Genomic DNA, 21,185 nt, shown 5'->3' on the forward strand with positions numbered 1-21,185 from the left:
CGAGCGACGTCATACCGCGGCACCTGCCGTGTCCACCAGCCCGAGCCGGGCGCGCTCCTCCTCGACCACCGAGGGGTCGAGCTTGGTGAAGATCGGCGAGGGCTTGGCGACCGGCGCACCCACCGCGACCGGACGGTGCTCCCACCGCGGCGCCGCGGAGTAGTCGCCGGTGATGACCGGGTAGTCCGGCCGTGCCGGGTCGTCGAGGTCCGCGACGGTCTCGAGGCGGGGCATCGGCTGGAAGTCGCCCTCGCCGCCGAGCGCCCGGTGCACCGCGCTCGAGGAGTGCGGCAGGTAGGGCGAGAGGATCGTGTTGAGGTCGACCACCGCCTGCATCAAGGTATGCAGCACGGTCGCCAGCCGCTCCCGCTGGTCCTCGCCCTTGAGCTTGAACGGCTCCGTGGTCGAGACGTAGGCGTTGGCCTCGCCGACCAGGCGCATCGCCTCGGCGAGCGCGGCCTTCTGCTTGTGCGTGGCGATGAGCCGGCCGACGGTGTCGAAGCCGGACTGCACCTGCTCGAGCAGCGCCCGGTCGACGTCCTGCAGCTCGCCGGGCTGCGGGATCTCGCCGAAGTTCTTGGCGATCATCGAGGCGGTCCGGTTGACGAGGTTGCCCCAGCCGGCGACGAGCTCGGTGTTGGTGCGCTTGACGAACTCCGGCCAGGAGAAGTCGGAGTCGGCCGTCTCCGGCGCCGCGGCCGAGAGGAAGTAGCGCAGCGCGTCCGGCTGGTAGCGCTCCAGCACGTCCCGCACGTAGATGACGACGCCGCGCGAGGTGGAGAACTGCTTGCCCTCCATGGTGAGGAACTCGCTGGAGACCACCTCGGTCGGCAGGTTCAGCTCGCCGTAGGGTCCGACCTCCCCACCCTTGCTGCCGCCGCCGTTGTGCGCCAGCAGCTCCGCGGGCCAGATCTGGGAGTGGAAGGTGATGTTGTCCTTGCCCATGAAGTAGTAGGTGAGCGCGTCGCTGCCGTTCCACCACTCGCGCCACCGCTCCCCCTGCTCGCCGGGCAGCCGCCGCGCCCACTCGACCGAGGCCGAGAGGTAGCCGATGACCGCGTCGAACCAGACGTAGAGCTTCTTCGTGGGGTTCTCCGACCAGCCCTCGAGCGGGATGGTGATGCCCCAGTCGATGTCGCGGGTGATGGGCCGCGGCCGGATCTCGGCGAGGATGTTCTGGGAGAAGCGGATGACGTTGGGCCGCCACAGCCCGCTGGCCTCCCGGCCGTCGAGCCACTCGCCGAGCGCCTCGGCGAGCGCCGGCAGGTCGAGGAAGAAGTGCTCGGTGTCGCGGAACTCCGGCGTCTCGCCGTTGATCTTCGAGCGCGGGTCCCGCAGGTCCGCCGGGTCGAGCTGGTTGCCGCAGTTGTCGCACTGGTCGCCGCGCGCCTCGGCATACCCGCAGATCGGGCAGGTGCCCTCGATGTAGCGGTCCGGCAGGGTGCGCCCGGTGGACGGGCTGATGGCCACCTGCTGGGTCTGCTCGAGCAGGTAGCCGTTGCGCCAGCAGGCGAGGAACATCTGCTGCACGACCTCGTCGTGGTTGGCCGTGGTGGTGCGCGTGTAGAGGTCGTAGGACACCCCCAGCGCCGCGAGGTCGGCGGCGATGAGCGCGTGGTTGGTGTCGATGAACTCCTGCGGGCTCTGCCCGGCCGCGTCGGCCTGCACGAGGATCGGGGTTCCGTGCTCGTCGGAGCCGGACACCATGAGCACGTCGTGGCCGGCCATGCGCATGTAGCGGCTGAAGACGTCGGAGGGGACGCCGAACCCGGCGACGTGGCCGATGTGGCGCGGGCCGTTGGCGTACGGCCAGGCGACCGCGGACAGGACATGACTCATGGGTCACCAGTCTAGGTGCGCCCCGGGAGGCGTCCTCCCCGTCCGGACTTCGGCCCGGCACCCGCGCTCCGGTCGGCCGCGAGCGCTCACACAGGCCACACAAGTCACATCCGTCACGACGTGCGGGGAAAGTCACCGATGCCCGCGATATAGCCCGGTCAACGGTGAAGATCCCCGCAGGTCGGTGCGCGAGTGACGGCTGGGACTTCCATGACCGGCATCAGCCCGGTATGCCGCCGCGCCGCTGCCTCGACCCGCCGACTCAGGGTGTCTCCATCTCCGTGACGGGCAGGTCGGCGGTCCCGTCACCGTCGGTGTCCAGACCGTCGACGACCTCACGCAGGTCGGGGCGGCCAGGCGCCTGCAGCGGGAGTGACCACCACCGCACGCCCCCGCTCTCGGTGACCTCGCCCAGCGGCTGCTGAACCGTCATGCTCTCGTCCGCGGGGACGAGCACCGGGTCCGTGGCGCCCTCCGGCAGACGGGCGACGAGGCTCCACATGTCGTCGTCGGTCTGTGTCGCCCGGAGCCCGGGGCCGTCCACGACGACAGGCGTCTCGGCGTCGGTCCACACCGCCCAGTGCTCGATCCCGGCCGCGGCGGACACCTGCACCCCACCGAGGTGCGGGAGCGCAGGGTCGCTCGGCTCACCACCCAGCACCTGGACGGTCGGTTCGTCCGCGAGGGGGTCCACCATCACTGCCCCCACGAGCTCCTCCCCGTCCAGGTCGACCTTCAGGGCCGGAAGCATGTCGTCGGCCAGCTCGAGCCCGCCCTCGTCCGTGACGAGCTGGGGTGCCACCGAGACGGGTGAGTCGTCCAGCGAGACCCACCGCACGATCGGTTGCAGGTCGGCCGTCGACTGCGTCTCGGTCGCGTCCGATACCAGCACGACGTCATCGTCGACATCACGCCAGGCCCACAGACCGTCACCGACATCGGGGATCTCCTGCAGCCGCCGACCGTCCCGGGAGGCCCACACGTCCGCACCGGAACGGTGGAGGTCGACACCCCCCAGCCCCGCCGGGTCGACCGTGCCCGCCTCGCGATCCCGCCAGCTCTCGCCGTCGACGGACCACTGCAGGTCCGGTGCGTACTGCGACCCCTCGCCGACCTCGGAGTACCCCCGCGCGGCGAGGGCGTACGTGCTGTCCCCCAGAGCCACGGTGTCGACGATCGGCTCGCCGGACACGTGCTGCCCCGGCGCCGTGCTGACCAGGCGGGCGCGCGTGGCCTCCTCGGGCAGCCGGGCCAGCACCCACTCCACCGATCCTCCTCCGCGCCACCAGGGCCGCGGTTGGTCGCCGACGACGGACCACCCCGGGTCCAGCGTCGTGAGACCGTCATCGAGCACCCCCGCCAGGCCCAGCCCCTCCAGCCAGAACACGCGCTTCTCGACCGGTCCGTCCGCGACGACGCGGGTGTCCGCGATCTGCCCGCTCGCGGTCCACACGCTCCGGGAGTCGTGGAAGAGCAGATCCTGTGGGGGAGGACCGGACTCGGCGAGCACGGCATACCAGAGGTCGTCGTCCTCCTGCACGGGCCCTGTCTCACCGAAGCCGTCCTGCATCGGCACCACATCGGCTGCGTCCGCACTCGCCGGCTGGTCCCAGACCAGCACGGTGACCTCGCTGCTCACGAATTCCGTCGCCCCGAAGCTCGCGCTCTGTCCGACGACACTCTCCTCGCGCCCGTCCACGACGAGCGTGGCCGTCGGGCCTGCGGGCGAGTGGCTCACCACCACGGAGGACAGGCCTCCTTCGGTCGTGTGGTCCAGCACGGTCAGGGTCTGGCCGTCGTCGACCTCCCACGACAGGGAGGCCGGCGAGACCTGCGGTGGTCCGAGGGAACCTCCTCCCAGGCCCACCCACACCACTCCCGCCAGAGCGAAAGCACCGATGGCCGAGCCCGCACCGACGGCCCGGCGCCGTCGCACCCGTGCGCGACCTGCCGCCAGCATCTCCTCACCGGTCACTCTCGGCCCCGGTGAGTGGTGCACCGCGCGCTCCAGCATGGAGTTCAGCTGCTCAGACATGACGCTCCTCCCGCAGCAGCGGACGCAACGCGGCCAGACCTGCCGACGTGTAGCTCTTGACCGCACCCACGCTCACTCCCAGCTCCGCGGCCGTGTCCTTCTCCGACTGGTCCAGGTAGTGCCGCAGCACCACGCACTCCCGTTGCCGAGGGGAGAGCTGCTGCAGGGCTCGGACCAGGTCGGTCGAGGACGGATCGTCCCGGTATGCCGTCTCCGGCACCTCGTCCGTCAGCCGCTCGCGGCGTCCCTTGCGCCAGCGGTCGGTGTGCAGGTTCGACATGGTCCGGCGTGCGTAGGCGAGCGGCCGACCGGACCGGACGCGGCGCCACCGCACGTAGAGACGGACGTAGGTCTCCTGCAGCAGGTCCTCGGCGGCATGCGCATCGGCCGTCAGGAGCCAGGCGTAGGCGTGAAGCGTCGCCCGGGTGGCGTCGACGAACTCGACGTAGGCCGCCTCCTCGCTGCTGCGCACACGTCCCTCCCCTCTCCTGTCCCGTCCAGTGTCTCCCCGGTAACGGCCCGGGGCCTGGAAAGGTTGGGGTCGCGCACGACGCGGCTCAGTCGCCGAGCGGCACCACCTGGATTTCCTCCAGGCCCAACGGTTCGGGGTCCGACGGGTCCTCGTCCGCCACACCCACGTCGACGACCTGCTCCTGCTCGCTCGCCGACAGCACGGGAAGCCCGAGGAAGGTCACCGGCCGGCCGTCGGCGAGCTCGCGCACCCGCACGGAGGTGGCGGCCTCCCAGCGACCACCCCCTCCGTCGCCGACGAAGACGGCAGCCTCCTCCGGCGCGGGCGCCCAGCCGCCGACCACGACGAGGGTGCCGCCGGCCACCGGGACCACGACGGCCCGCCCGTCCGACAGCTCCTCCCGGACGGACAGCGCCTCGGTCTTGGACCCCTGGTCCAGCCAGAGGAAGCCCTCGACGGTGGATCTCCAGGTCACCGGCGGCTCGCCCACGCCGACCTCCCTGGCCTGCGAGTCGACATACGAGTCAAGCGACCGCCGCTCCCCGTCGATGACCACATCGACCTCAGGCGCTTCGGTCTGGTCGCCGACGCCGATGAGGACCTGGTGCCCCGCCAGCTCCGTCGACGCGCCCTCGACACTGCCCTCTCCGAGGACGGCCTCGGCCACAGGTGGGATGAGTGACACCAGCCACGGTGCAGAACGTTCACCGCCCCTGATCGTGCCTGCGTCGCCGTGCACGGGCATCACCTCGACCTGGTCACCGTCGTCCGGTCCGCGGACACCCCACAGGCCCGCCTGCTCGTCCAGGAACACCAGGAAGCGGCGCTCCTCCACCGCGAGCTCCAGGGACGGGACGCCGCGGCCGTCGAGGGTGGTGACCGCTCCCTCGGTCATGACGTACAGCTCTGCGGGGTCCGCCGACCCCACCGCTGCTGTGGCGGCATACCCGATCCGCGTCCCGTCGACGTCGCTCGCACCGCCGACGCACAGGCTGCACCGCCCGCCCCACGCCACCGGACCTCCGGGGTCGTCCTCGGTGTGGAGCCAGACCGCGACGGTCAGCCCGTCCGTGCGGAACACCTGGACCTCTCCCGGCCCGTCCTGCGCCTGGAGCGGCTCGGGCAGCACCTCCCCGTCGCGCGAGACGACGAGCTCCGGCTGCTCCTGACCCTCCACCGTCCGCAGCTCGGCGCTCCACGTGGAGCTCCCCCGACCGGACAGCCCGAGGAGGCGGCCGTCCAGGTCGAGGTCTGACCAGGTGACCTCGGCCGGTGCCGTGACCGGGTCCTCACCGAGCGGCGCGACCGCCCACCCGAACCACAGCACGCCCGCCACGGCGAGCGTCGACACGGCAGCGGCGACCCGACGGCCGCGACGGATGGTGCTGCCCCGCCGGACCACGTCCTCGCGCGACACGTGCAGCGGCGGGGCGTGGCCTCCGGCCCGGTCCAGCAGCGCGGTGACCTCGTCGATGTCCTCACGGGCCTCAGTCATGGGACTCCACTCCCTCCAGCAGCTCGCGCAGCGCGCGGCGACCGTTCATCGCGTACTTCTTGACGCTGCCGACGCCCACCCCGAGCGTGCGGGCGGTCTCGGCCTCGGAGAGGTCGAGGTAGTGCCGCAGCACGACGCACTCGCGCTCGCGGCGGGGCAGCCGGGCCAGGGCACGGACGAGGTCGACCGACAGCGGGTCGTCCGCCGTCGGTCGCTCGGGCACCGTGTCGGTCAGCACCTCACGGCGCCGCTTGCGCCAGCGGTCGGTGTGCAGGTTGACGATGGTCCGCCGGGTGTAGGCGGCAGGGTTGCCGCGGCGCACCCGACCCCAGCGGGCATACGTGCGGGCCAGCGCCTCCTGGACGAGCTCCTCGGCGACGTGGCCGTCCCCGGTGAGCATCCAGGCCGCGCTGAGCAGCCGCGGAGAGCTGGAGTCGAAGAACTCCGCGAACTCCTGCTCGTGCGTGGACCGCATACCGCCTCCTGCTCGACACCCTGTCATCCCCCCAACGGCCCAGGTGGCCCGGAGGTGGGGTCGAGGACGAGAACCGGCTCATGGCGCATACTGGGTCGTGACGACGGCTCCCGCCGGGCGCCGCGCGAGTCAGGAGGCCACGACGTGCTCGCTGCCCTCACCGGTGCCGGCCTGTCGGCCGCGGCAGGGCTGAACGCCTACATCCCGTTCATCCTCGTCGCGCTCATCGCACGGTTCACCGACGTCATCAACCTCCCGCACCAGTACGCCTGGATCGAGTCCAACTGGGCCATCGGCATCGCCGCCGTGCTCCTGCTGTCCGAGGTCGTGCTGGACAAGGTGGCCATCGTCGACCACGTCAACGACGCGGTCGGCACCTTCGTCCGCCCGGCGACGGGCGGTCTCATCTTCGCCGCCAGCACGGCCGCCGAGGACTTCGAGCAGGGCTCGAGCTTCATGCAGGACAACCCCTGGGTGGGCGTGCTCCTCGGCATCATCACCGCCGGCATCGTCCACACCGGCAAGGCCGTCACCCGGCCCGTCGTCAACACGACCACCGGCGGTCTGGGCACCCCCGTGGTCTCCGCCGCGGAGGACGGGGCGGCGCTGACCCTCTCGCTCGTGGCGATCTTCCTGCCGGTGCTCGTGATCTTCCTGCTGCTGCTCCTGCTGTGGGGGGCGTTCGTCCTGTGGCGCCGCAAGCGCCGCCGCAAGGCGCACCGCGACCAGCTCATGGCCGACGCCGGCTACAGCTGAGCAGCGAGGACCTCGCGACCGCCCGCCCCGGCTGAGGCGTTCACGTGAACGCCTGGGCCGCCGACACGCCGACACCGGCCGGCTGAGGCGTTCACGTGAACGCTACGGCCGGGCGCCGGCCTCGCCGGCGGGTGACTGCACCCGCAGCAGCGCCGCCGTGAGACCGCACACGGCCGCCAGCATGATGAGCCCCCCGCCGAGCATGAGGATCGACCCCACGAGGAAGAGCCCGGTCTCGTCGAGCGCGCTGACCACGCGACCCCAGGCATACGTGCCGATGACCGACCCCAGCAGGCTCGTGATGGCGGCGATCCCGCCCAGCCCGCGCGCCCGCCGCGCGTTGACCAGCCATCCAGCGCCCACCCCCAGCACCCCGCCGACGCACGCGACGACCGCCGCCCACAGCATCTCCGCGACGCCGTAGGCGGGCTCCGCGGCGGGCAGCACCTGCGTGGTGGCGTAGGCGGCGACGAGACCGGCCAGCACGCCGCCCACCACACCGCCGAGGATCGCCTGCCAGTTGATGGTCATCTGCCTGTCCTCCGTCACGGGTGCGCCACCACGGTGCAGCGCCGGGCACAGTCAACCACGGGCCCGCGCCACCCTCCAGCGTCCTCGCCGTGTTGGCCGCGGGTCTCCCCCGCGACCCGTCCCGGCCAGGGTGTGCCGCCGATGGCCGCGTCGGCCACCGCACCGCGGTCGGTCAGCGCGCGCGCACCGCCTCGTCGTACAGCGCCTTGGCCGACAGCCCGGTCATGCGCGCGACGTCCTTGGTGACGTCCTTGAGCCGCTCGCCCGCGGCCACCCGCTCCAGGATCTCGGGTATGACGTCACCCGGGTCCACCTGCGAGGCGGCGGTCGCGGTGGCGCCGGCGACGACGACGGTGATCTCTCCCTTGACCCCCGCCTCGGCCCAGTCCGCCAGCTCGGCCAGCCCGCCGCGGCGCACCTCCTCGTAGGTCTTGGTCAGCTCGCGGCACACCGCGGCCGGGCGCCCCTCCCCCAGGGTCGTGGCCATCGACGCCAGGGTGGCCGCGAGCCGGTGCGGCGCCTCGAAGAAGACCATGGTGCGGGGCTCGTCGGCCAGCCCGGTGAGCGTCCGCTCGCGCTCCCCGGTCTTGCGCGGCAGGAAGCCCTCGAAGCAGAAGCGGTCCACCGGCAGCCCGCTGACCGCGAGCGCCATGAGCACCGCCGACGGGCCCGGGACGCAGGTCACCGGCAGGTCGGCGGCGACGCAGGCCTGGACGAGCCGGTAGCCGGGGTCGGAGACCGAGGGCATCCCGGCGTCGGTGACCAGGAGCACCCGGTCCCCGCCGGCGATGCGTTCGACCAGGTCGGGGGTCCGGGAGGCCTCGTTGTGCTCGTGGTAGCTGACGACCTCGCCCGTGACGGTGACCCCGAGGCGGTCGGTCAGCCGGCGCAGCCGCCGGGTGTCCTCCGCCGCCACCACCCGTGCGTCAGCCAGCTCGGCCAGCAGCCGGGGGCTGGCGTCGCGGCTGTCGCCGATGGGGGTGGCGGCGAGGACGAGCGCGGCGTCGGGCATACCCCGGGGCCCCTGCTCGGTCAGTCGCGCCCGCCGTAGCCCGCGCGGCGGTAGTCGCCGTTGAGCTGGCTGATGACGTTGAGCGGGATGCCCTTGGGGCAGGCGCGTGAGCACTCGCCGAGGTTGGTGCACCCGCCGAAGCCCTCGAGGTCGTGCTGCGCGGTCATCTGCAGCACCCGCGCCTCCCGCTCGGGCTGGCCCTGCGGCAGCTCACCGAGGTGGGTCACCTTGGAGCCCATGAAGAGCATCGCCGAGGCGTTCGGGCAGGCCGCGACGCAGGCGCCGCAGCCGATGCACTCGGCCGCCATGAAGGCGCGGTCGGCGTCCTCCTTGGGGACCGGGGTGGCGTGGGCGTCCGGGGCGGATCCGGTGTTGGCGGAGATGAAGCCGCCGGCCTGGATGATGCGGTCGAAGGAGCTGCGGTCCACGCACAGGTCCTTGATGACCGGGAAGGGGTCGGCGCGCCAGGGCTCGATGACGATCTCGTCGCCGTCGGCGAAGCTGCGCATGTGCAGCTGGCAGGTGGTGGTCCGCTCGGGGCCGTGCGCCTCGCCGTTGATGACGACGCCGCACATGCCGCAGATGCCCTCGCGGCAGTCTGAGTCGAAGGCGACCGGCTCCTCGCCCTTCTCGATGAGCTGCTCGTTGAGCAGGTCCAGCATCTCCAGGAAGGAGCTGTCCTCGCTGACGTCCGGCAGCTGGTAGTCGACCATGCGGCCGTCGTCGGCAGGCCCGTCCTGGCGCCAGATCTTGAGCGCGATCCTCACTTGTAGCTCCTCTGCTTCAGCTCGATGAAGTCGTAGACGAGGTCCTCCTTGTGGAGCACCGGCGCCTCGCCGTCACCGCCCCACTCCCAGGCGGCCACGTAGGCGTACTCGTCGTCGTGCCGCAGCGCCTCGCCGTCCTCGGTCTGGCTCTCGGCGCGGAAGTGCCCGCCGCAGGACTCGTTGCGGTGCAGGGCGTCGATGCACATGAGCTCGCCCAGCTCCAGGAAGTCCGCGACCCGGCCGGCCTTCTCCAGGCTCTGGTTCAGCCCCTCGGCCGAGCCGAGGACCCGCACGTTGGTCCAGAAGTCGGCGCGCAGGGCCCGGATCTCCTCGATGGCCTCGCGCAGGCCCTCCTCGGTGCGCTCCATGCCGCACTTCTCCCACATGATCTTGCCGAGGGCCTTGTGGTAGGAGTCGACGCTGCGGGTGCCGTCGATGGACAAGAACTTCTCGATCCGGTCCCGCACCCCCTGGACGGCCTCGGCCACGGCCGGGTCGTCGTCGGTGATCTTGGTGAACGGGCCGTGCGCGAGGTAGTCGCGGATGGTGTTGGGGAGCACGAAGTAGCCGTCCGCGAGGCCCTGCATGAGCGCCGAGGCGCCGAGCCGGTTGGCCCCGTGGTCGGAGAAGTTGGCCTCCCCGGTGACGAAGAGCCCGGGGATGGAGGACTGCAGGTCGTAGTCGACCCAGAGCCCGCCCATCGTGTAGTGCACGGCGGGGTAGATGCGCATCGGCACCTCGTAGGGGTTCTCCCCGGCGATCCGCTCGTACATGTCGAAGAGGTTGCCGTACTTGGACCGCACGGCGTCCTCGCCCATCCGCTCGATCGCGTCGGCGAAGTCGAGGTAGACGCCGCGCCGGACGCCGTCCACGGCCGGCCCGACCCCGCGACCCTCGTCGCACATGTTCTTGGCCTGCCGCGAGGCGATGTCGCGGGGCACGAGGTTGCCGAAGCCGGGGTAGATCCGCTCCAGGTAGTAGTCGCGGTCCTCCTCGGGGATCTCGCGCGGGTTCTTGTCGCAGTCCTCCGCGTTCTTCGGCACCCAGATGCGGCCGTCGTTGCGCAGCGACTCGCTCATGAGGGTGAGCTTGGACTGGTGCTCGCCGGTCTGCGGGATGCAGGTGGGGTGGATCTGGGTGTAGCAGGGGTTGCCGAAGTAGGCGCCCTTGCGGTGCGCCCGCCAGGAGGCGGTGACGTTGCACCCCATCGCGTTGGTCGACAGGAAGAACACGTTGCCGTACCCGCCGGAGGCCAGGACCACGGCGTCGGCCAGATGGGTCTCGATCTCGCCGGTGACCATGTCGCGGGCGATGATGCCGCGGGCCTTGCCGTCCACGACGACCAGCTCGAGCATCTCGTGCCGGGCGAACATCTCGACCGTCCCGGCGGCGATCTGCCGCTCCAGCGCCTGGTAGGCCCCGATGAGCAGCTGCTGGCCCGTCTGGCCGCGGGCGTAGAAGGTCCGCGACACCTGCACGCCGCCGAAGCTGCGGTTGTCCAGGAGCCCGCCGTACTCGCGGGCGAAGGGCACGCCCTGGGCCACGCACTGGTCGATGATGTCGGCGCTCACCTCGGCGAGGCGGTAGACGTTGGTCTCGCGGGAGCGGTAGTCCCCGCCCTTGACGGTGTCGTAGAAGAGGCGGTGCACCGAGTCGCCGTCGCCCTTGTAGTTCTTGGCGGCGTTGATGCCGCCCTGCGCGGCGATCGAGTGGGCCCGGCGCGGGCTGTCCTGGTAGCAGAAGGACTTCACCCGGTAGCCGGCCTCGCCCAGCGTCGCCCCCGCCGACGCACCGGCCAGGCCGGTGCCGACGATGATGACCGACAGCTTGCGCCGGTTGGCCGGGTTGACCAGCGCCGCCTCGAACTTGCGGGTGGTCCACTTGTCCGCGATGTCACCACCGGGGGCCTTGGTGTCGGTGATGGGGGCGCCCTCGCGGTAGATGCCGTCGACGAGCTCGGTGCTGCGGGTCACAGTGTCAGTCATGGGTCCACTCACTCGATGATGCCGGAGAAGATGGCGAAGGGCGGGATGAGGAAGCCGACGACGATGATGGTCGACAGGGCGATGGAGACGAACCGGATCTGCTCGGCCCGCTGCAGCGAGGTGTTGAGGCCGAGCGTCATGGCCGCCCCCCAGATGCCGTGCAGCAGGTGCATCCCCAGGAAGATCATCGCGACGGTGTAGATGAGCACCGCCCACCAGACGCCGAAGCTGCTGATCACGCGCTCGGCGGGGCTCGGGTACTCCCCGGCGACGGTGATCGTCTGCGTGGTGAAGTGCAGGATGTGGAAGACGACGAAGGCCAGCAGGGCCAGGCCACCCCACCGCATGGCCTTGGCGTAGAACCGCCCGTAGGACGTCTTCTTCTTCCCGGCGTACCGGGTCCGGCGCGCCTGCCCGGCGCGGCGCCACAGCGACATGGACGCCCACACGTGCGCGGCGACCGAGACAAGGAGCAGGATCCGGGCCACCCAGAGGAAGGACCGCTCCGGCAGCATCGGCTCGCCGAAGGTGCGCAGGTGGTGGGCGTACTCGTCGAACGCCTCGGGGCTGATGAGGATCTGCAGGTTGCCGTACATGTGCACGAGCACGAACAGCACGAAGAACAACCCGCTGGCCGCCACGACGGTCTTCAGCAGGATGGTCGGCGGCCCCTTGCGGGCCGCAGGCGCGGGAGCGGTTGAGGTGGCCACGAGCCTGATTCTAGCCCCCGACCTGCGTCGTCTCCCGTTGGCCCCGCCCCGGCCGCTCCCCGGTCGGGGGCGGGGTGAGCACCTACGATGACGGGTATGGAGTCACTGCGGGCGCGCCTGCTCGGCCCGGCGCCCGCGGAGCTCGCCGGGCAGCGGCGCGTCGCCGCGCTCGGCGTCCTGGTGGTGACGCTCGTCGGGGGTGCGCTGCGGTTCTGGCGGCTCGGTCACCCCGACCGGCTGGTCTTCGACGAGACCTACTACGTCAAGCAGGCCTGGTCGCTCGTGCGCTTCGGGCACGAGCGCGAGATCAAGGCCGGCCTGGAGGAGCCGGACGAGCTCTGGAACGCCGGTGACCCCGACGTCTTCGGCAACCAGCCTGACCTCGTCGTGCACCCGCCGGTGGGCAAGTGGATGATCGCCCTCGGCGAGCTCGTCACCGGCCCCGGGTCCGCGACCGGCTGGCGGCTGTCCGCGGCGACCGTCGGCACGCTGTCCATCGCGCTCCTCGGCCTGTGCGCCTGGCTCATCTGGAAGAACGCGGTGCTGTCGATCAGCGCGTCCACGCTGCTGGCGGTCGACGGGCACCACTTCGCCTCCTCCCGCATCGGCCTGCTGGACCTCTTCCTCATGTGGTGGGTCCTGCTCGCCTTCCTCTTCCTGCTCCTGGACCGCGAGCAGGGCCGGCGCCGGCTGGCGGCCCGGTGGGGGCCGTGGTGGCAGGCGCGGCACGGCCCCGACGTGCCGGTCCCCCGCTCGGCGTGGGCCCGCGCCGCACGGTGGTGGGGCCCCTCGCTGGGGGTCCGGTGGTGGCGGCTGGCCGCCGGGATCAGCCTCGGCCTGGCCATCGGCACCAAGTGGTCGGGGTTGTACTTCCTCGCCGTCTTCGGGCTGATGACCGTGGCCTGGGACCTCGGCGCCCGCCGTGCCGTCGGCGCGCGCGACTGGCTCGCCGGCACCGTCGTGCGCGACGGCATACCGGCGTTCCTGCTCATGGTGCCCACGGCGCTGCTGACGTATGTCGCCAGCTGGGCCGGGTGGTTCGCCACCCGCGGTGGGTGGAAGCGGCAGTGGGCGGCCGACCACCCCGCGCCCGACGGCTCCTTCGCGGCGCTGGTGCCCGACCCGCTGCGCTCGCTGTGGGCCTACCACGTCGAGCAGTGGAACTTCCACATCGACCTCGCCAACGAGCACGCCTGGAGCTCCAACCCGTGGAGCTGGACGGTGCAGTGGCGCCCGACCCTCTTCTACGCCGAGTGGCCGGAGCGGGGCGAGCAGGGCTGCGAGGCCGCCGAGTGCGTGGAGTACATCGCCTCCCTGGGCAACATCGTGCTGTGGTGGGGGGCGACGATCGGGCTGCTGGTCGTCCTCTTCCTGTGGCTGCTGGGCCGGGACTGGCGGGCCGGGGCGGCGCTCGCCGGCATCGCGGCCGGCTGGTTGCCGTGGTTCCTCTACCAGACGCGGACGATCTACAGCTTCTACGCCGTCGCCTTCGTCCCGTGGCTGGTGCTGGTCGTCGTCACCTGTCTGGCGCTGGTGCTGGGACCGGCGGACGCCCCGGCGCAGCGGCGGCGGTGGGGTGCCGTCGCGGTCGTCGGCTACCTCACCCTGGCCGCCGCCTTCTTCGCGTGGTACTGGCCGGTCTACACCGCCATCACCATCCCGCGCGAGGCGTGGAACCTGCGGATGTGGTTCGACTTCTGGACCTGAGCCGCGGCGCTCCCGGTGGCACGGCGTCCGGCCGCTGCGAGGTATGCCCTCGGCTCAGGCCTCCAGGCCCATGGCCTCGGCGATCTTGAGGTGCGGCGCACCCTCCTCGGCACGTCCGGCCCGCTGCAGGGTCCGGGCCAGGACGAGGTGGGCGTAGGCGTCGCTCGGCCACCGCTCGACCATGGCCCGCAGCTCGGTCTCGGCCCGCCCCAGCCGGGCGGAGTGGTAGTAGCTGCGGGCGAGCAGCAGCCGCACCTGGGCGTTGCCCGGGTCGGCCTGCGCGAGCGGCTCGAGCAGGCCCGCGGCGCGGACGTAGTCCTTGGTCTCGAAGGCGAAGGTGGCCCGGTCGTAGCGGGCGTGGTCGTCCACCGTCGCGTCGTCGGGAAGGTCCACGAAGTCACCCATGCCCTGCACTACGTCCGCCAGCCCTCCAGCATTCCCGGCGTCGCGGCGTCGGCGAGGTCGAGCGCCATCCCCAGGGGGATGTTGGGTGCCACGACGCGCTCGGACCCGGCGGCGGTGGTCGCGGTGAGGTCGGCCAGCCCGAGCCGCCGCTGGAACAGTCCCTGGTGGACGACCCAGCCGATGACGCCACCGCGCTCCAGGACCTCCCTCGTGCGGATGACCGCGCCTGTCTGCACGACGAGGTGCCGGTCGGTGAGCGCGTGCCCGAGGTTGCGCCAGGCGTTCTCGGCGATGACGGCGTTGAGCAGACCGAATCCGACGAGCACGGCGAGCGGCACCCACCAGGGCCAGCTCGCGAACCAGCCGACGTCCAGCCACCAGGTCGGCACGGCCGCCAGGGCGGCGAGGAACAGCGTCCCCCACTGCCCGCTCACGTGGATGCGGCGGCGGGCCCGCGGACCGTGCCCGGTGAGGGTCATCGTCAGCGGCCCGTCCTCCTCCAGCAGCGCGTGCCCGACCTCCTGGACCACCCGGCGCGGGGCCGGTGGCAGGAGCCGGGTGGTGCCGTCGCTGCCGACCCCGGTGGCCAGCGCGGTCAGCTCGGCGCCGCGCACGAAGCGCAGGAGGAACTGCTCGGTCATCCGGACCCCCCGGATCTTGGCCTCCTCGATGGTCTGGCTGCGGGTCGTGAGCAGGCCCCGGGTGGTGCGGATCTTGCCCCCGGCCTCGCGCACGAGGCTCAGGTTCCACCAGCTCAGCACGTAGGAGGCCGTGGACACGACCACCCACCCGAGGACCACCACGACGGTCGCGCCGGCGAGGAGGACGACCAGGGCCTGGGCCGCGACCCAGCCCCACGCGTCCTGCGCGACCTCGGTCTCGTCGATCGGCAGGTCGTCCCCGAACTGGCCGAGCACACCGACGGCCCCGGCGACCACGACGAGGCTGGACAGGCTGAACGGCGCGTACCGCAGCCACCCCCAGTCGATCCGGGCCAGCTCGGTGTCGGACCCGCGTCCCGCCGAGGGCGTGGGGCTCACCTCCCCGTCCTCCACGACCTCGCCGGCGCCGTCGGCCGGCTCGGCGTCGACGGCGGACGAGCGCTGCAGCAGGTAGACCCGCAGCGAGGAGGCCTGGTCGCGGGTGAGCCCGTCGAGCTCGATCTGGGAGTCGTCGACCCCGGTCCCGACCTTGGCCTTGGTCAGCCCGAGCACGCGGTGGATCGGGGTGGACTCCAGGTCGACGCTGCGGATGCGGTCCAGCGGGGCGGTCACCACCTTGCGGCTCAGCACCCCGGTGCGCAGCTGCAGCTGCTCCTCGGTGAACCGGTAGCGGGTGAAGAACCAGGCGAGCACACCGAACAGCACGGCCAGGACGGCGAAGACCGGGGCGGCCCAGAACCAGAAGCTGTTCCCGTCGCTCTGGCGCGCGCCGAAGAAGACCAGGACGAGCGGCACGATCATCGAGCGGATGGCTCGCACCGGGTGGACGAGCAGCATGCGCGGGCTCAGGCGCTGCCAGTCCTGCGCCCCGCCCACCCCCGGCGGTGGTGGCGGGGTGGCCGGGTCGGCCGGGGCGAGGGGCTCGCCCGTGGGGGGCGGCAGCGCGGTCACGTCGCGTCGCCGCGCGTCTGCCCGGTCACCCGCGCGAGCTCGGCGGTGACCCGGTCGGCGACGTCGGTGTCCAGGCAGGTGAGCCGGATCGGCCCGGCCGCCGAGGCGGTGGTGACGGTGACGTTGGCCAGCCGGAAGATCCGCATGAGCGGACCCCGCTCGGTGTCCACGGTCTGCACCCGCGACAGCGGCGCGATGCGCTGGTCGCGGGAGAGCCAGCCGGTCTGGGCGAAGACCCGTTCCCCGGTGACCTCCCACCGGGTGCGGCGGTAGCGGATGAGCGGCTCCAGCGCCTGCTCCACGACCGTGTAGACGAGGATGGCCACGAAGACCGGCCCGAGCCACCGCTGCACCCCGTCGGGCACGAACCAGTAGACCGCGAACAGGATGGCCCAGACGACGACGGCGCCGAGGAAGCCCTGGAGCGCCCAGTAGCGCACCGCTCGCGGGCTCACCTGGTGCGCGGGCTCGTGCAGCGGCGCGGCGTCGGGCACGGAGGAGGGCTGCGTGACGGTCATGCGAGCGTCGCCACCAGGAGGGCCTTGATGGTGTGCAGGCGGTTCTCCGCCTGGTCGAAGACGATGCTGGCGTCGGACTCGAAGACCTCGTCGGTGACCTCCAGCCCGTCCGCCAGCTCTGGATGGATGCTCATCAGCTGCTCCCCCACCTCGGTGTCCGTGTCGTGGAACGCCGGCAGGCAGTGCATGAAGACCGCCCCCGGGTTCCCGGTCGCCTCCATCATCGCGCGGTCCACCCGGTAGGGCAGCAGCAGGTCGATCCGCTCCTGCCAGGCGCTGGCCGGCTCCCCCATCGAGACCCAGACGTCGGTATGCACGGCGTCCACCCCGGCGACCGCCTCGCGGGGGTCCTCGGTCACCGTCAGCCGGGCCCCGGTGCCCCCGGCGACCTGCTCGCACAGGGCGACCACGTCGGGCGCGGGCTGCAGGCCCGCGGGGGCACCGATGCGTACGTCGCACCCGAGCTTGGCCCCGAGGAGCAGCAGCGAGTGGCCGGTGTTGTTGCGGGCGTCGCCGAGGTAGGCGAAGGACGTGTCGGACCAGGGCTTGTCCACGTGCTCGCGCATGGTGAGGGCGTCGGCGAGCATCTGCGTGGGGTGCCACTCGTCGGTGAGTCCGTTGTAGACCGGCACCCCGGCATACCGGTGCAGCTGCTCGACGGTCGCCTGGGCGGCGCCGCGGTACTGGATCGCGTCGTACATCCGGCCCAGCACGCGCGCCGTGTCCTTGATCGACTCCTTGTGCCCGATCTGGCTGCTCCGGGGGTCGAGGAAGGTCGTGGCCGCTCCCTGGTCGGCGGCGGCGACCTCGAAGGCGCTGCGGGTCCGGGTGGAGGTCTTCTCGAAGACGAGGGCGATGGACCGGCCGACCAGGCGTCGCTGCTCGGTGCGGGCCCGCTTGGCCGCCTTGAGCTCGGCGGCGAGGTCCAGCAGCGCGAGGATCTCCTCGGGGGTCTCCTCGACCAGGGACAGCAGGCTGCGTCCCCGCAGGTCGACGGCCATGACGGCTCCTTCGTGGGTCGGGCACGCACCGCGCCGAGGGTGCGCTCGTGCGGGGTCAGCGTAGTCCGGGCGCGGGGCCGCGTGGCCCCGGGGGACGACAGACGGCCCCGCCGGTGGGCGGGGCCGTCTGTCGGACTCGGGTGGAGCTGAGGGGAATCGAACCCCTGACCTTCTCATTGCGAACGAGACGCGCTACCAACTGCGCCACAGCCCCGTGTGCGTGTCCAGACTATACAGACCAGCCCGGCGCCGACCCAAACCGCCGGCGGCGACGGTCAGCCCACGCGGTCGACGCGCGGGAGGTCCTCGAACTCCTCCTCCAGCGCCATCTCGGTGCCGTCCGCCGGGAGCTGGCCGGACCCGCTGCTGGGCTGGGGGGCACCGCGGTAGGCGCGGGCCTTGAGGGTGTAGGTCGGCGGCGGCACCGGGGTGGGGCTCCACGAGCCTGCGGCCGGCGCGGGCTCCTCGGCCACCTCGGCCCGGGTGGGTGCGGGGGCCAGTCCGGCCTCGACCTCGTCGATGTCGAAGAGGGCGGGCCGGGCCGGCTCGAGGTCCACCGCGCGGCGGGCCGGACGCGCGGCGGCCACCGCCCCGGCGGCGCGGGCCTGCGCCGCGAGCGGGGAGTCCGGCGCCTGGATCGTCGTGCTCACCGGCGCGCCGGGTCCCTCGGCGGCCGCCGGAGCCGGGGCCGGGGCCAGGGCCGAGGCGCCCGGGCGGGCGGCGCGGGCGGGAGGGCTGTCGGCACGGCGCCCGAGGCTGTCGTCGGCCGCGGCACGCCCGGTCGCGACCGCACCGCGGCCGCGGGTGGTCGCCCGGCGGCGCCTGCGGGCCGCCCGGGCCGAGCGGCGCACGAGCAGGAGGGTCACGCCCAGCACGCCCACACCGGCGAAGCTCCACCACCAGCCCAGCACGGGGCTGACGCCCAGCGAGACCAGGGCGACCATGACGACCGAGGCGGTGAGCAGGGCGACGGCGCGCAGCCGGGCGGCCCGACGGGCCCGCCGCACGGCGGGGGTCGGACCGACGGCGGTCGCGCCCGCAGGCTGTCGGGTGGGGGCCGGGCTCCCGCCCCGCTTGACCGTGACCTCGGGGCGGGCCGGTCGCAGGGGCGAGACGGAGTAGGCGGCGGGGGCCTGGTCGGCGACGTCCGGGCGGGGCAGCGCGCGGCGGCGTTCCAGGACCCGCATGGCCTCGGAGAAGCGGTCGACCGACCGGGCGGTCGCGAGGTGCTCGCGGCGCCGCACCCAGTGCTGGACCAGGTAGACAGCCCACACCGCCAGGATGACGACGAAGATGAGACTGCTGACCGGGGGCACGGCACCACGGTAGGCGTCCGGTCGGGGCGATCGGCTGAGGTCGGCGGAGTGTCGCCGGAGTTTCTCCTGTGACCGGTGGGAGCCGCCGTGTGCGTCCGTGGCCCACGAGGGGCCACGAGCGCGCACGGCCGGGCGCCGCGCTCAGCCGGCGCGGCCGTGCAGGCTCGCGACCAGGCCCCCCGGGGCGTACCCGCCGGGGCGCAGGTCCTCGGTGAGGACGGCGAAGGAGCGGTGGTCGGCCCATCCGCCGTCGACGTGCATGAGCCCCCGCTGCCGCCCCTCCTCGGGGATGGCGAGGCGGGCCACGACGGCGAGGGACGCGGAGTTCTCGGGGCGGATGGCGACCTCGACCCGGTGCAGCCCGACCTCGAGGAGCGCGTGGTCGACGAGGGCGGCCAGCGCCCAGGTCGCCACCCCCCGGCCGGTGGCCCCCCGGTCCAGCCAGTAGCCCGCCCACCCCGAGCGCCGGGCACCCCAGAGCACGTCGAAGAGCTGCATCTGGCCCCGGATGCGGCCGTCCACGTCGATGACGAAGGGCAGGGTCAGCCCGTCGCGGGCCGCGCGGTCGTTGACCCGGCGCATCTGGTGGAAGGGCAGGCCCCCCGAGCGGTCCTGCGGCGCGGTCGACTCCCAGGGCCGCAGCCAGGCGGCGTTGCGCCGGCGCAGGTCCTCCCACTCCGCCCGGTCCGAGCGGACCAGCCCGCGCAGGGTGAGCTGCCGACCGTCGGGGAGCTCCTGGCGCACCCGCGCCGGCCACGCCCAGCTCACTCCTGGCGCACCCAGTCCCCGGAGCGCCCGCCGGACTTGGCGACCACGCGGACGCCGGTCACGACGGCCAGCCGGTCGACCGCCTTGACCATGTCGACGAGGGCGAGCGCGGCCACGCTGACGCAGGTCAGCGCCTCCATCTCGATGCCGGTCCGGTCCGCGGTGCGCACGGTCGCGATGATCTCGACGCCGCCGTCGTCGACCTCGAGGTCCACCGTGACGCCGTGGATGGCCACCGGGTGGCACAGCGGCACCAGGTCGGGCGTGCGCTTGGCGGCCTGGATGCCCGCGATGCGCGCGACGCCGAGGGCGTCGCCCTTGGGCACCGTCCCGCCGCGGAGCGCCGCGACGGCCTCCTCCGAGAGGTCGACGCGTCCGCGCGCGGTCGCCGTGCGTGCGGTGACCTCCTTGGCGCTGACGTCGACCATGTGGGCCGTCCCGTCCGCCCGCAGGTGCGTGAGCGGGTCACTCATCGCCGGCGTCCCGCCCGGCCCCGGCCCGATCGGCCTCCTCCTGCTCGCGCTGCGCCTGCAGCCGTGCGTCGATCTCGGCCCGCGGGCGCAGCAGGATCAGCTCCACCTCGGACCCGGCGGCCACCTCGGTGGCCTCGGGCTCGGAGACCGCCAGCGCGTCGGCCCGGGCCAGCGCGGCCACGAGGTGGGAGCCCGCACCGCCCGCCGGGGACACGGCATACGCGCCGGTGGGGTCGCGGTCGATCCGGACCCGGGTGTAGGTCCGCCGGTCCGGCGAGCTGCGCCAGCCCGTCGTCGCGAGACCGGTGGTCCGCCGGCCACCCTCGTCCCTCCCCGCGCGCCGCTGCAGCGCCGGGCGCACGAAGACCTCGAAGCTGACGAGGGTGCTCACCGGGTTGCCCGGTAGCGTGAAGACCGGCACGTCGCGCCGTCCCAGCACCCCGAAGCCCTGGGGCTTGCCCGGCTGCATCGCCACCTCGACGAACTCCATCGTCCCCTGCCCGCTGAGCACCTTCTTGACGATGTCGAACTCGCCCTTGCTCACCCCGCCGGTGGTGATGACCACGTCGGCGTGGTCGAGCTGGCGGTGCAGCTGGCGGCGGGTCGCTCCCTCCTCGTCCGGCAGGTGCCCGAGGTGCACGACGTGGGCACCGGCCCCGCGCACGAGGGCCTCCAGCATGGGACCGTTGGAGTCGACGATCTGCCCCGGCCCGACCGGCTCGCCCGGGCGCACCAGCTCGTCCCCGGTGGACAGGATCGCCACTCGGACCGGCCCGATCACCTCCACCTCCTGCACCCCCGCCGAGAGCAGCGCCGCGATCTCGCCGGCCCCGATGCGGCTGCCCGCCGGCAGCACGAGGTCACCGGCGCGGATGTCCTCGCCCGCCCGCCGGATGTGGGCGCCCTCCTCCGGATGCACCCGCAGCTGCGGCTCGTGCGGGTGCCCGTCGGTGTCCTCGACCTTGACCACGGCGTCGGCCCCGTCCGGCATGGGGGCGCCGGTCATGATGCGCCACACCTGGCCCGGCACCATCTCGTGGCGTGCCTGGTCGCCCGCCGCCACGTCCCCGGTGACCGGCAGCACGACCGGGCTCTCGGAGGAGGCGCCCTCGAGGTCGGCCCGGCGCACGGCATACCCGTCCATCGAGGAGTTGTCGAAGCGCGGCAGGTCGGCCAGGCTGCGGACGTCCGCCGTGGTGACCAGGCCCAGCGTGCGGCGGACCGGCAGGGTGACGGCGGGGACCGGCTCGATCTGAGCCAGCACGGCGTCCAGGTGCTCGTCGACGGATCTCATGGCCCCACCCTAG

At 72.9% G+C, this 21,185-nt stretch carries 20 protein-coding genes and 1 tRNA gene; 2 read left to right on the forward strand and 19 right to left on the reverse strand.

What is annotated here, in order from left to right; all coding sequences use genetic code 11:
- Positions 1-9 precede the first annotated feature (9 nt).
- The 5 genes from metG to AVL62_RS06845 all read right to left on the reverse strand — a co-directional run bounded on the left by metG (position 10) and on the right by AVL62_RS06845 (position 6,316).
- Positions 10-1,839 (reverse strand): methionine--tRNA ligase, encoded by a 1,830-nt coding sequence (gene metG / locus AVL62_RS06825; protein ID WP_058890887.1) that lies wholly within the window; start codon positions 1,837-1,839, stop codon positions 10-12.
- A gap of 262 nt (positions 1,840-2,101) precedes the next feature.
- Positions 2,102-3,874, reverse strand: a complete 1,773-nt coding sequence (locus tag AVL62_RS06830) for a hypothetical protein (RefSeq protein WP_058890888.1) — start codon at positions 3,872-3,874, stop codon at positions 2,102-2,104.
- Positions 3,867-4,346: a SigE family RNA polymerase sigma factor gene (locus tag AVL62_RS06835; protein WP_058890889.1), complete on the reverse strand. Its 480-nt coding sequence runs from the start codon at positions 4,344-4,346 to the stop codon at positions 3,867-3,869. The genes AVL62_RS06830 and AVL62_RS06835 overlap by 8 nt, the downstream gene beginning before the upstream one ends.
- An 85-nt stretch (positions 4,347-4,431) precedes the next feature.
- On the reverse strand, positions 4,432-5,841 hold the full coding sequence (locus AVL62_RS06840) for a hypothetical protein (RefSeq protein WP_058890890.1): 1,410 nt from the start codon (positions 5,839-5,841) through the stop codon (positions 4,432-4,434).
- Complete coding sequence (locus AVL62_RS06845; RefSeq protein WP_058890891.1) at positions 5,834-6,316, reverse strand: SigE family RNA polymerase sigma factor; 483 nt, start codon at positions 6,314-6,316, stop codon at positions 5,834-5,836. The genes AVL62_RS06840 and AVL62_RS06845 overlap by 8 nt, the downstream gene beginning before the upstream one ends.
- Before the next feature lie 144 nt (positions 6,317-6,460).
- Between AVL62_RS06845 and AVL62_RS06850 the strand changes: the two genes are divergently transcribed.
- On the forward strand, positions 6,461-7,072 hold the full coding sequence (locus AVL62_RS06850) for a DUF4126 domain-containing protein (protein WP_058890892.1): 612 nt from the start codon (positions 6,461-6,463) through the stop codon (positions 7,070-7,072).
- Positions 7,073-7,174: 102 nt separating this feature from the next.
- Here the strand turns inward: AVL62_RS06850 and AVL62_RS06855 are convergent, their stop codons facing one another.
- The 5 genes from AVL62_RS06855 to AVL62_RS06875 form a co-directional block, all read right to left on the reverse strand.
- Positions 7,175-7,603, reverse strand: coding sequence for a hypothetical protein (locus tag AVL62_RS06855; protein ID WP_058890893.1), 429 nt, complete (start codon positions 7,601-7,603; stop codon positions 7,175-7,177).
- A gap of 172 nt (positions 7,604-7,775) precedes the next feature.
- The gene (gene rsmI, locus AVL62_RS06860) at positions 7,776-8,615 is read right to left on the reverse strand and encodes a 16S rRNA (cytidine(1402)-2'-O)-methyltransferase (protein ID WP_058890894.1); all 840 of its coding nucleotides are present in this window, start codon (positions 8,613-8,615) and stop codon (positions 7,776-7,778) included.
- Between the two features lie 20 nt (positions 8,616-8,635).
- Entirely contained in the window at positions 8,636-9,382 is a 747-nt protein-coding gene (locus tag AVL62_RS06865) for a succinate dehydrogenase/fumarate reductase iron-sulfur subunit (protein WP_058890895.1), read from the reverse strand.
- Positions 9,379-11,367: a fumarate reductase/succinate dehydrogenase flavoprotein subunit gene (locus tag AVL62_RS06870; RefSeq protein ID WP_058890896.1), complete on the reverse strand. Its 1,989-nt coding sequence runs from the start codon at positions 11,365-11,367 to the stop codon at positions 9,379-9,381. The genes AVL62_RS06865 and AVL62_RS06870 overlap by 4 nt, the downstream gene beginning before the upstream one ends.
- A gap of 8 nt (positions 11,368-11,375) precedes the next feature.
- Entirely contained in the window at positions 11,376-12,077 is a 702-nt protein-coding gene (locus AVL62_RS06875; RefSeq protein WP_058890897.1) for a succinate dehydrogenase cytochrome b subunit, read from the reverse strand.
- Between the two features lie 96 nt (positions 12,078-12,173).
- Between AVL62_RS06875 and AVL62_RS06880 the strand changes: the two genes are divergently transcribed.
- Positions 12,174-13,784 (forward strand): dolichyl-phosphate-mannose--protein mannosyltransferase, encoded by a 1,611-nt coding sequence (locus tag AVL62_RS06880; RefSeq protein WP_083518761.1) that lies wholly within the window; start codon positions 12,174-12,176, stop codon positions 13,782-13,784.
- A 54-nt stretch (positions 13,785-13,838) separates the two neighbouring features.
- On the opposite strand, the gene AVL62_RS06885 is transcribed toward AVL62_RS06880, so the two are convergent.
- The 9 genes from AVL62_RS06885 to glp all read right to left on the reverse strand — a co-directional run bounded on the left by AVL62_RS06885 (position 13,839) and on the right by glp (position 21,172).
- Entirely contained in the window at positions 13,839-14,189 is a 351-nt protein-coding gene (locus tag AVL62_RS06885) for a tetratricopeptide repeat protein (RefSeq protein ID WP_058890955.1), read from the reverse strand.
- An 8-nt stretch (positions 14,190-14,197) separates the two neighbouring features.
- The gene (locus AVL62_RS06890) at positions 14,198-15,802 is read right to left on the reverse strand and encodes a PH domain-containing protein (RefSeq protein ID WP_058890899.1); all 1,605 of its coding nucleotides are present in this window, start codon (positions 15,800-15,802) and stop codon (positions 14,198-14,200) included.
- Entirely contained in the window at positions 15,799-16,320 is a 522-nt protein-coding gene (locus tag AVL62_RS06895) for a PH domain-containing protein (protein ID WP_058890900.1), read from the reverse strand. The genes AVL62_RS06890 and AVL62_RS06895 overlap by 4 nt, the downstream gene beginning before the upstream one ends.
- The gene (argF, locus tag AVL62_RS06900; protein ID WP_058890901.1) at positions 16,317-17,321 is read right to left on the reverse strand and encodes an ornithine carbamoyltransferase; all 1,005 of its coding nucleotides are present in this window, start codon (positions 17,319-17,321) and stop codon (positions 16,317-16,319) included. The genes AVL62_RS06895 and argF overlap by 4 nt, the downstream gene beginning before the upstream one ends.
- Before the next feature lie 141 nt (positions 17,322-17,462).
- A tRNA-Ala gene (locus AVL62_RS06905) sits at positions 17,463-17,535 on the reverse strand.
- A 61-nt stretch (positions 17,536-17,596) separates the two neighbouring features.
- A complete protein-coding gene (locus tag AVL62_RS17035; RefSeq protein WP_058890902.1) occupies positions 17,597-18,637 on the reverse strand; it encodes a hypothetical protein in 1,041 nt (346 codons plus the stop codon).
- Positions 18,638-18,778: 141 nt separating this feature from the next.
- Positions 18,779-19,405 (reverse strand): GNAT family N-acetyltransferase, encoded by a 627-nt coding sequence (locus AVL62_RS06915; RefSeq protein WP_058890903.1) that lies wholly within the window; start codon positions 19,403-19,405, stop codon positions 18,779-18,781.
- On the reverse strand, positions 19,402-19,878 hold the full coding sequence (gene moaC / locus AVL62_RS06920) for a cyclic pyranopterin monophosphate synthase MoaC (protein WP_058890904.1): 477 nt from the start codon (positions 19,876-19,878) through the stop codon (positions 19,402-19,404). Before moaC ends, AVL62_RS06915 begins: the two co-directional genes overlap by 4 nt.
- Positions 19,871-21,172 carry a gephyrin-like molybdotransferase Glp gene (gene glp / locus AVL62_RS06925; protein ID WP_083518764.1) on the reverse strand — a complete coding sequence of 434 codons (1,302 nt, stop codon included), beginning with the start codon at positions 21,170-21,172 and terminating at the stop codon, positions 19,871-19,873. The genes moaC and glp overlap by 8 nt, the downstream gene beginning before the upstream one ends.
- Positions 21,173-21,185: the final 13 nt, after the last annotated feature.

The organism is Serinicoccus chungangensis (assembly GCF_001483745.1).
GTDB classification, from domain to species: Bacteria; Actinomycetota; Actinomycetes; order Actinomycetales; family Dermatophilaceae; genus Ornithinicoccus; species Ornithinicoccus chungangensis_A.

Bases quoted from the DNA above. Each gene is read 5' to 3' on its own strand.
- AVL62_RS06830 (WP_058890888.1), bottom strand. From the start codon at position 3,874: ATGTCTGAGCAGCTGAACTCCATGCTGGAGCGCGCGGTGCACCACTCA.
- rsmI (WP_058890894.1), bottom strand. From the start codon at position 8,615: ATGCCCGACGCCGCGCTCGTCCTCGCCGCCACCCCCATCGGCGACAGC.
- AVL62_RS06895 (WP_058890900.1), bottom strand. From the start codon at position 16,320: ATGACCGTCACGCAGCCCTCCTCCGTGCCCGACGCCGCGCCGCTGCAC.
- argF (WP_058890901.1), bottom strand. From the start codon at position 17,321: ATGGCCGTCGACCTGCGGGGACGCAGCCTGCTGTCCCTGGTCGAGGAG.
- metG (WP_058890887.1), bottom strand. From the start codon at position 1,839: ATGAGTCATGTCCTGTCCGCGGTCGCCTGGCCGTACGCCAACGGCCCG.
- AVL62_RS06880 (WP_083518761.1), top strand. From the start codon at position 12,174: ATGGAGTCACTGCGGGCGCGCCTGCTCGGCCCGGCGCCCGCGGAGCTC.
- AVL62_RS06855 (WP_058890893.1), bottom strand. From the start codon at position 7,603: ATGACCATCAACTGGCAGGCGATCCTCGGCGGTGTGGTGGGCGGCGTG.
- AVL62_RS06845 (WP_058890891.1), bottom strand. From the start codon at position 6,316: ATGCGGTCCACGCACGAGCAGGAGTTCGCGGAGTTCTTCGACTCCAGC.
- moaC (WP_058890904.1), bottom strand. From the start codon at position 19,878: ATGAGTGACCCGCTCACGCACCTGCGGGCGGACGGGACGGCCCACATG.
- glp (WP_083518764.1), bottom strand. From the start codon at position 21,172: ATGAGATCCGTCGACGAGCACCTGGACGCCGTGCTGGCTCAGATCGAG.
- AVL62_RS06870 (WP_058890896.1), bottom strand. From the start codon at position 11,367: ATGACTGACACTGTGACCCGCAGCACCGAGCTCGTCGACGGCATCTAC.
- AVL62_RS06840 (WP_058890890.1), bottom strand. From the start codon at position 5,841: ATGACTGAGGCCCGTGAGGACATCGACGAGGTCACCGCGCTGCTGGAC.
- AVL62_RS06885 (WP_058890955.1), bottom strand. From the start codon at position 14,189: ATGGGTGACTTCGTGGACCTTCCCGACGACGCGACGGTGGACGACCAC.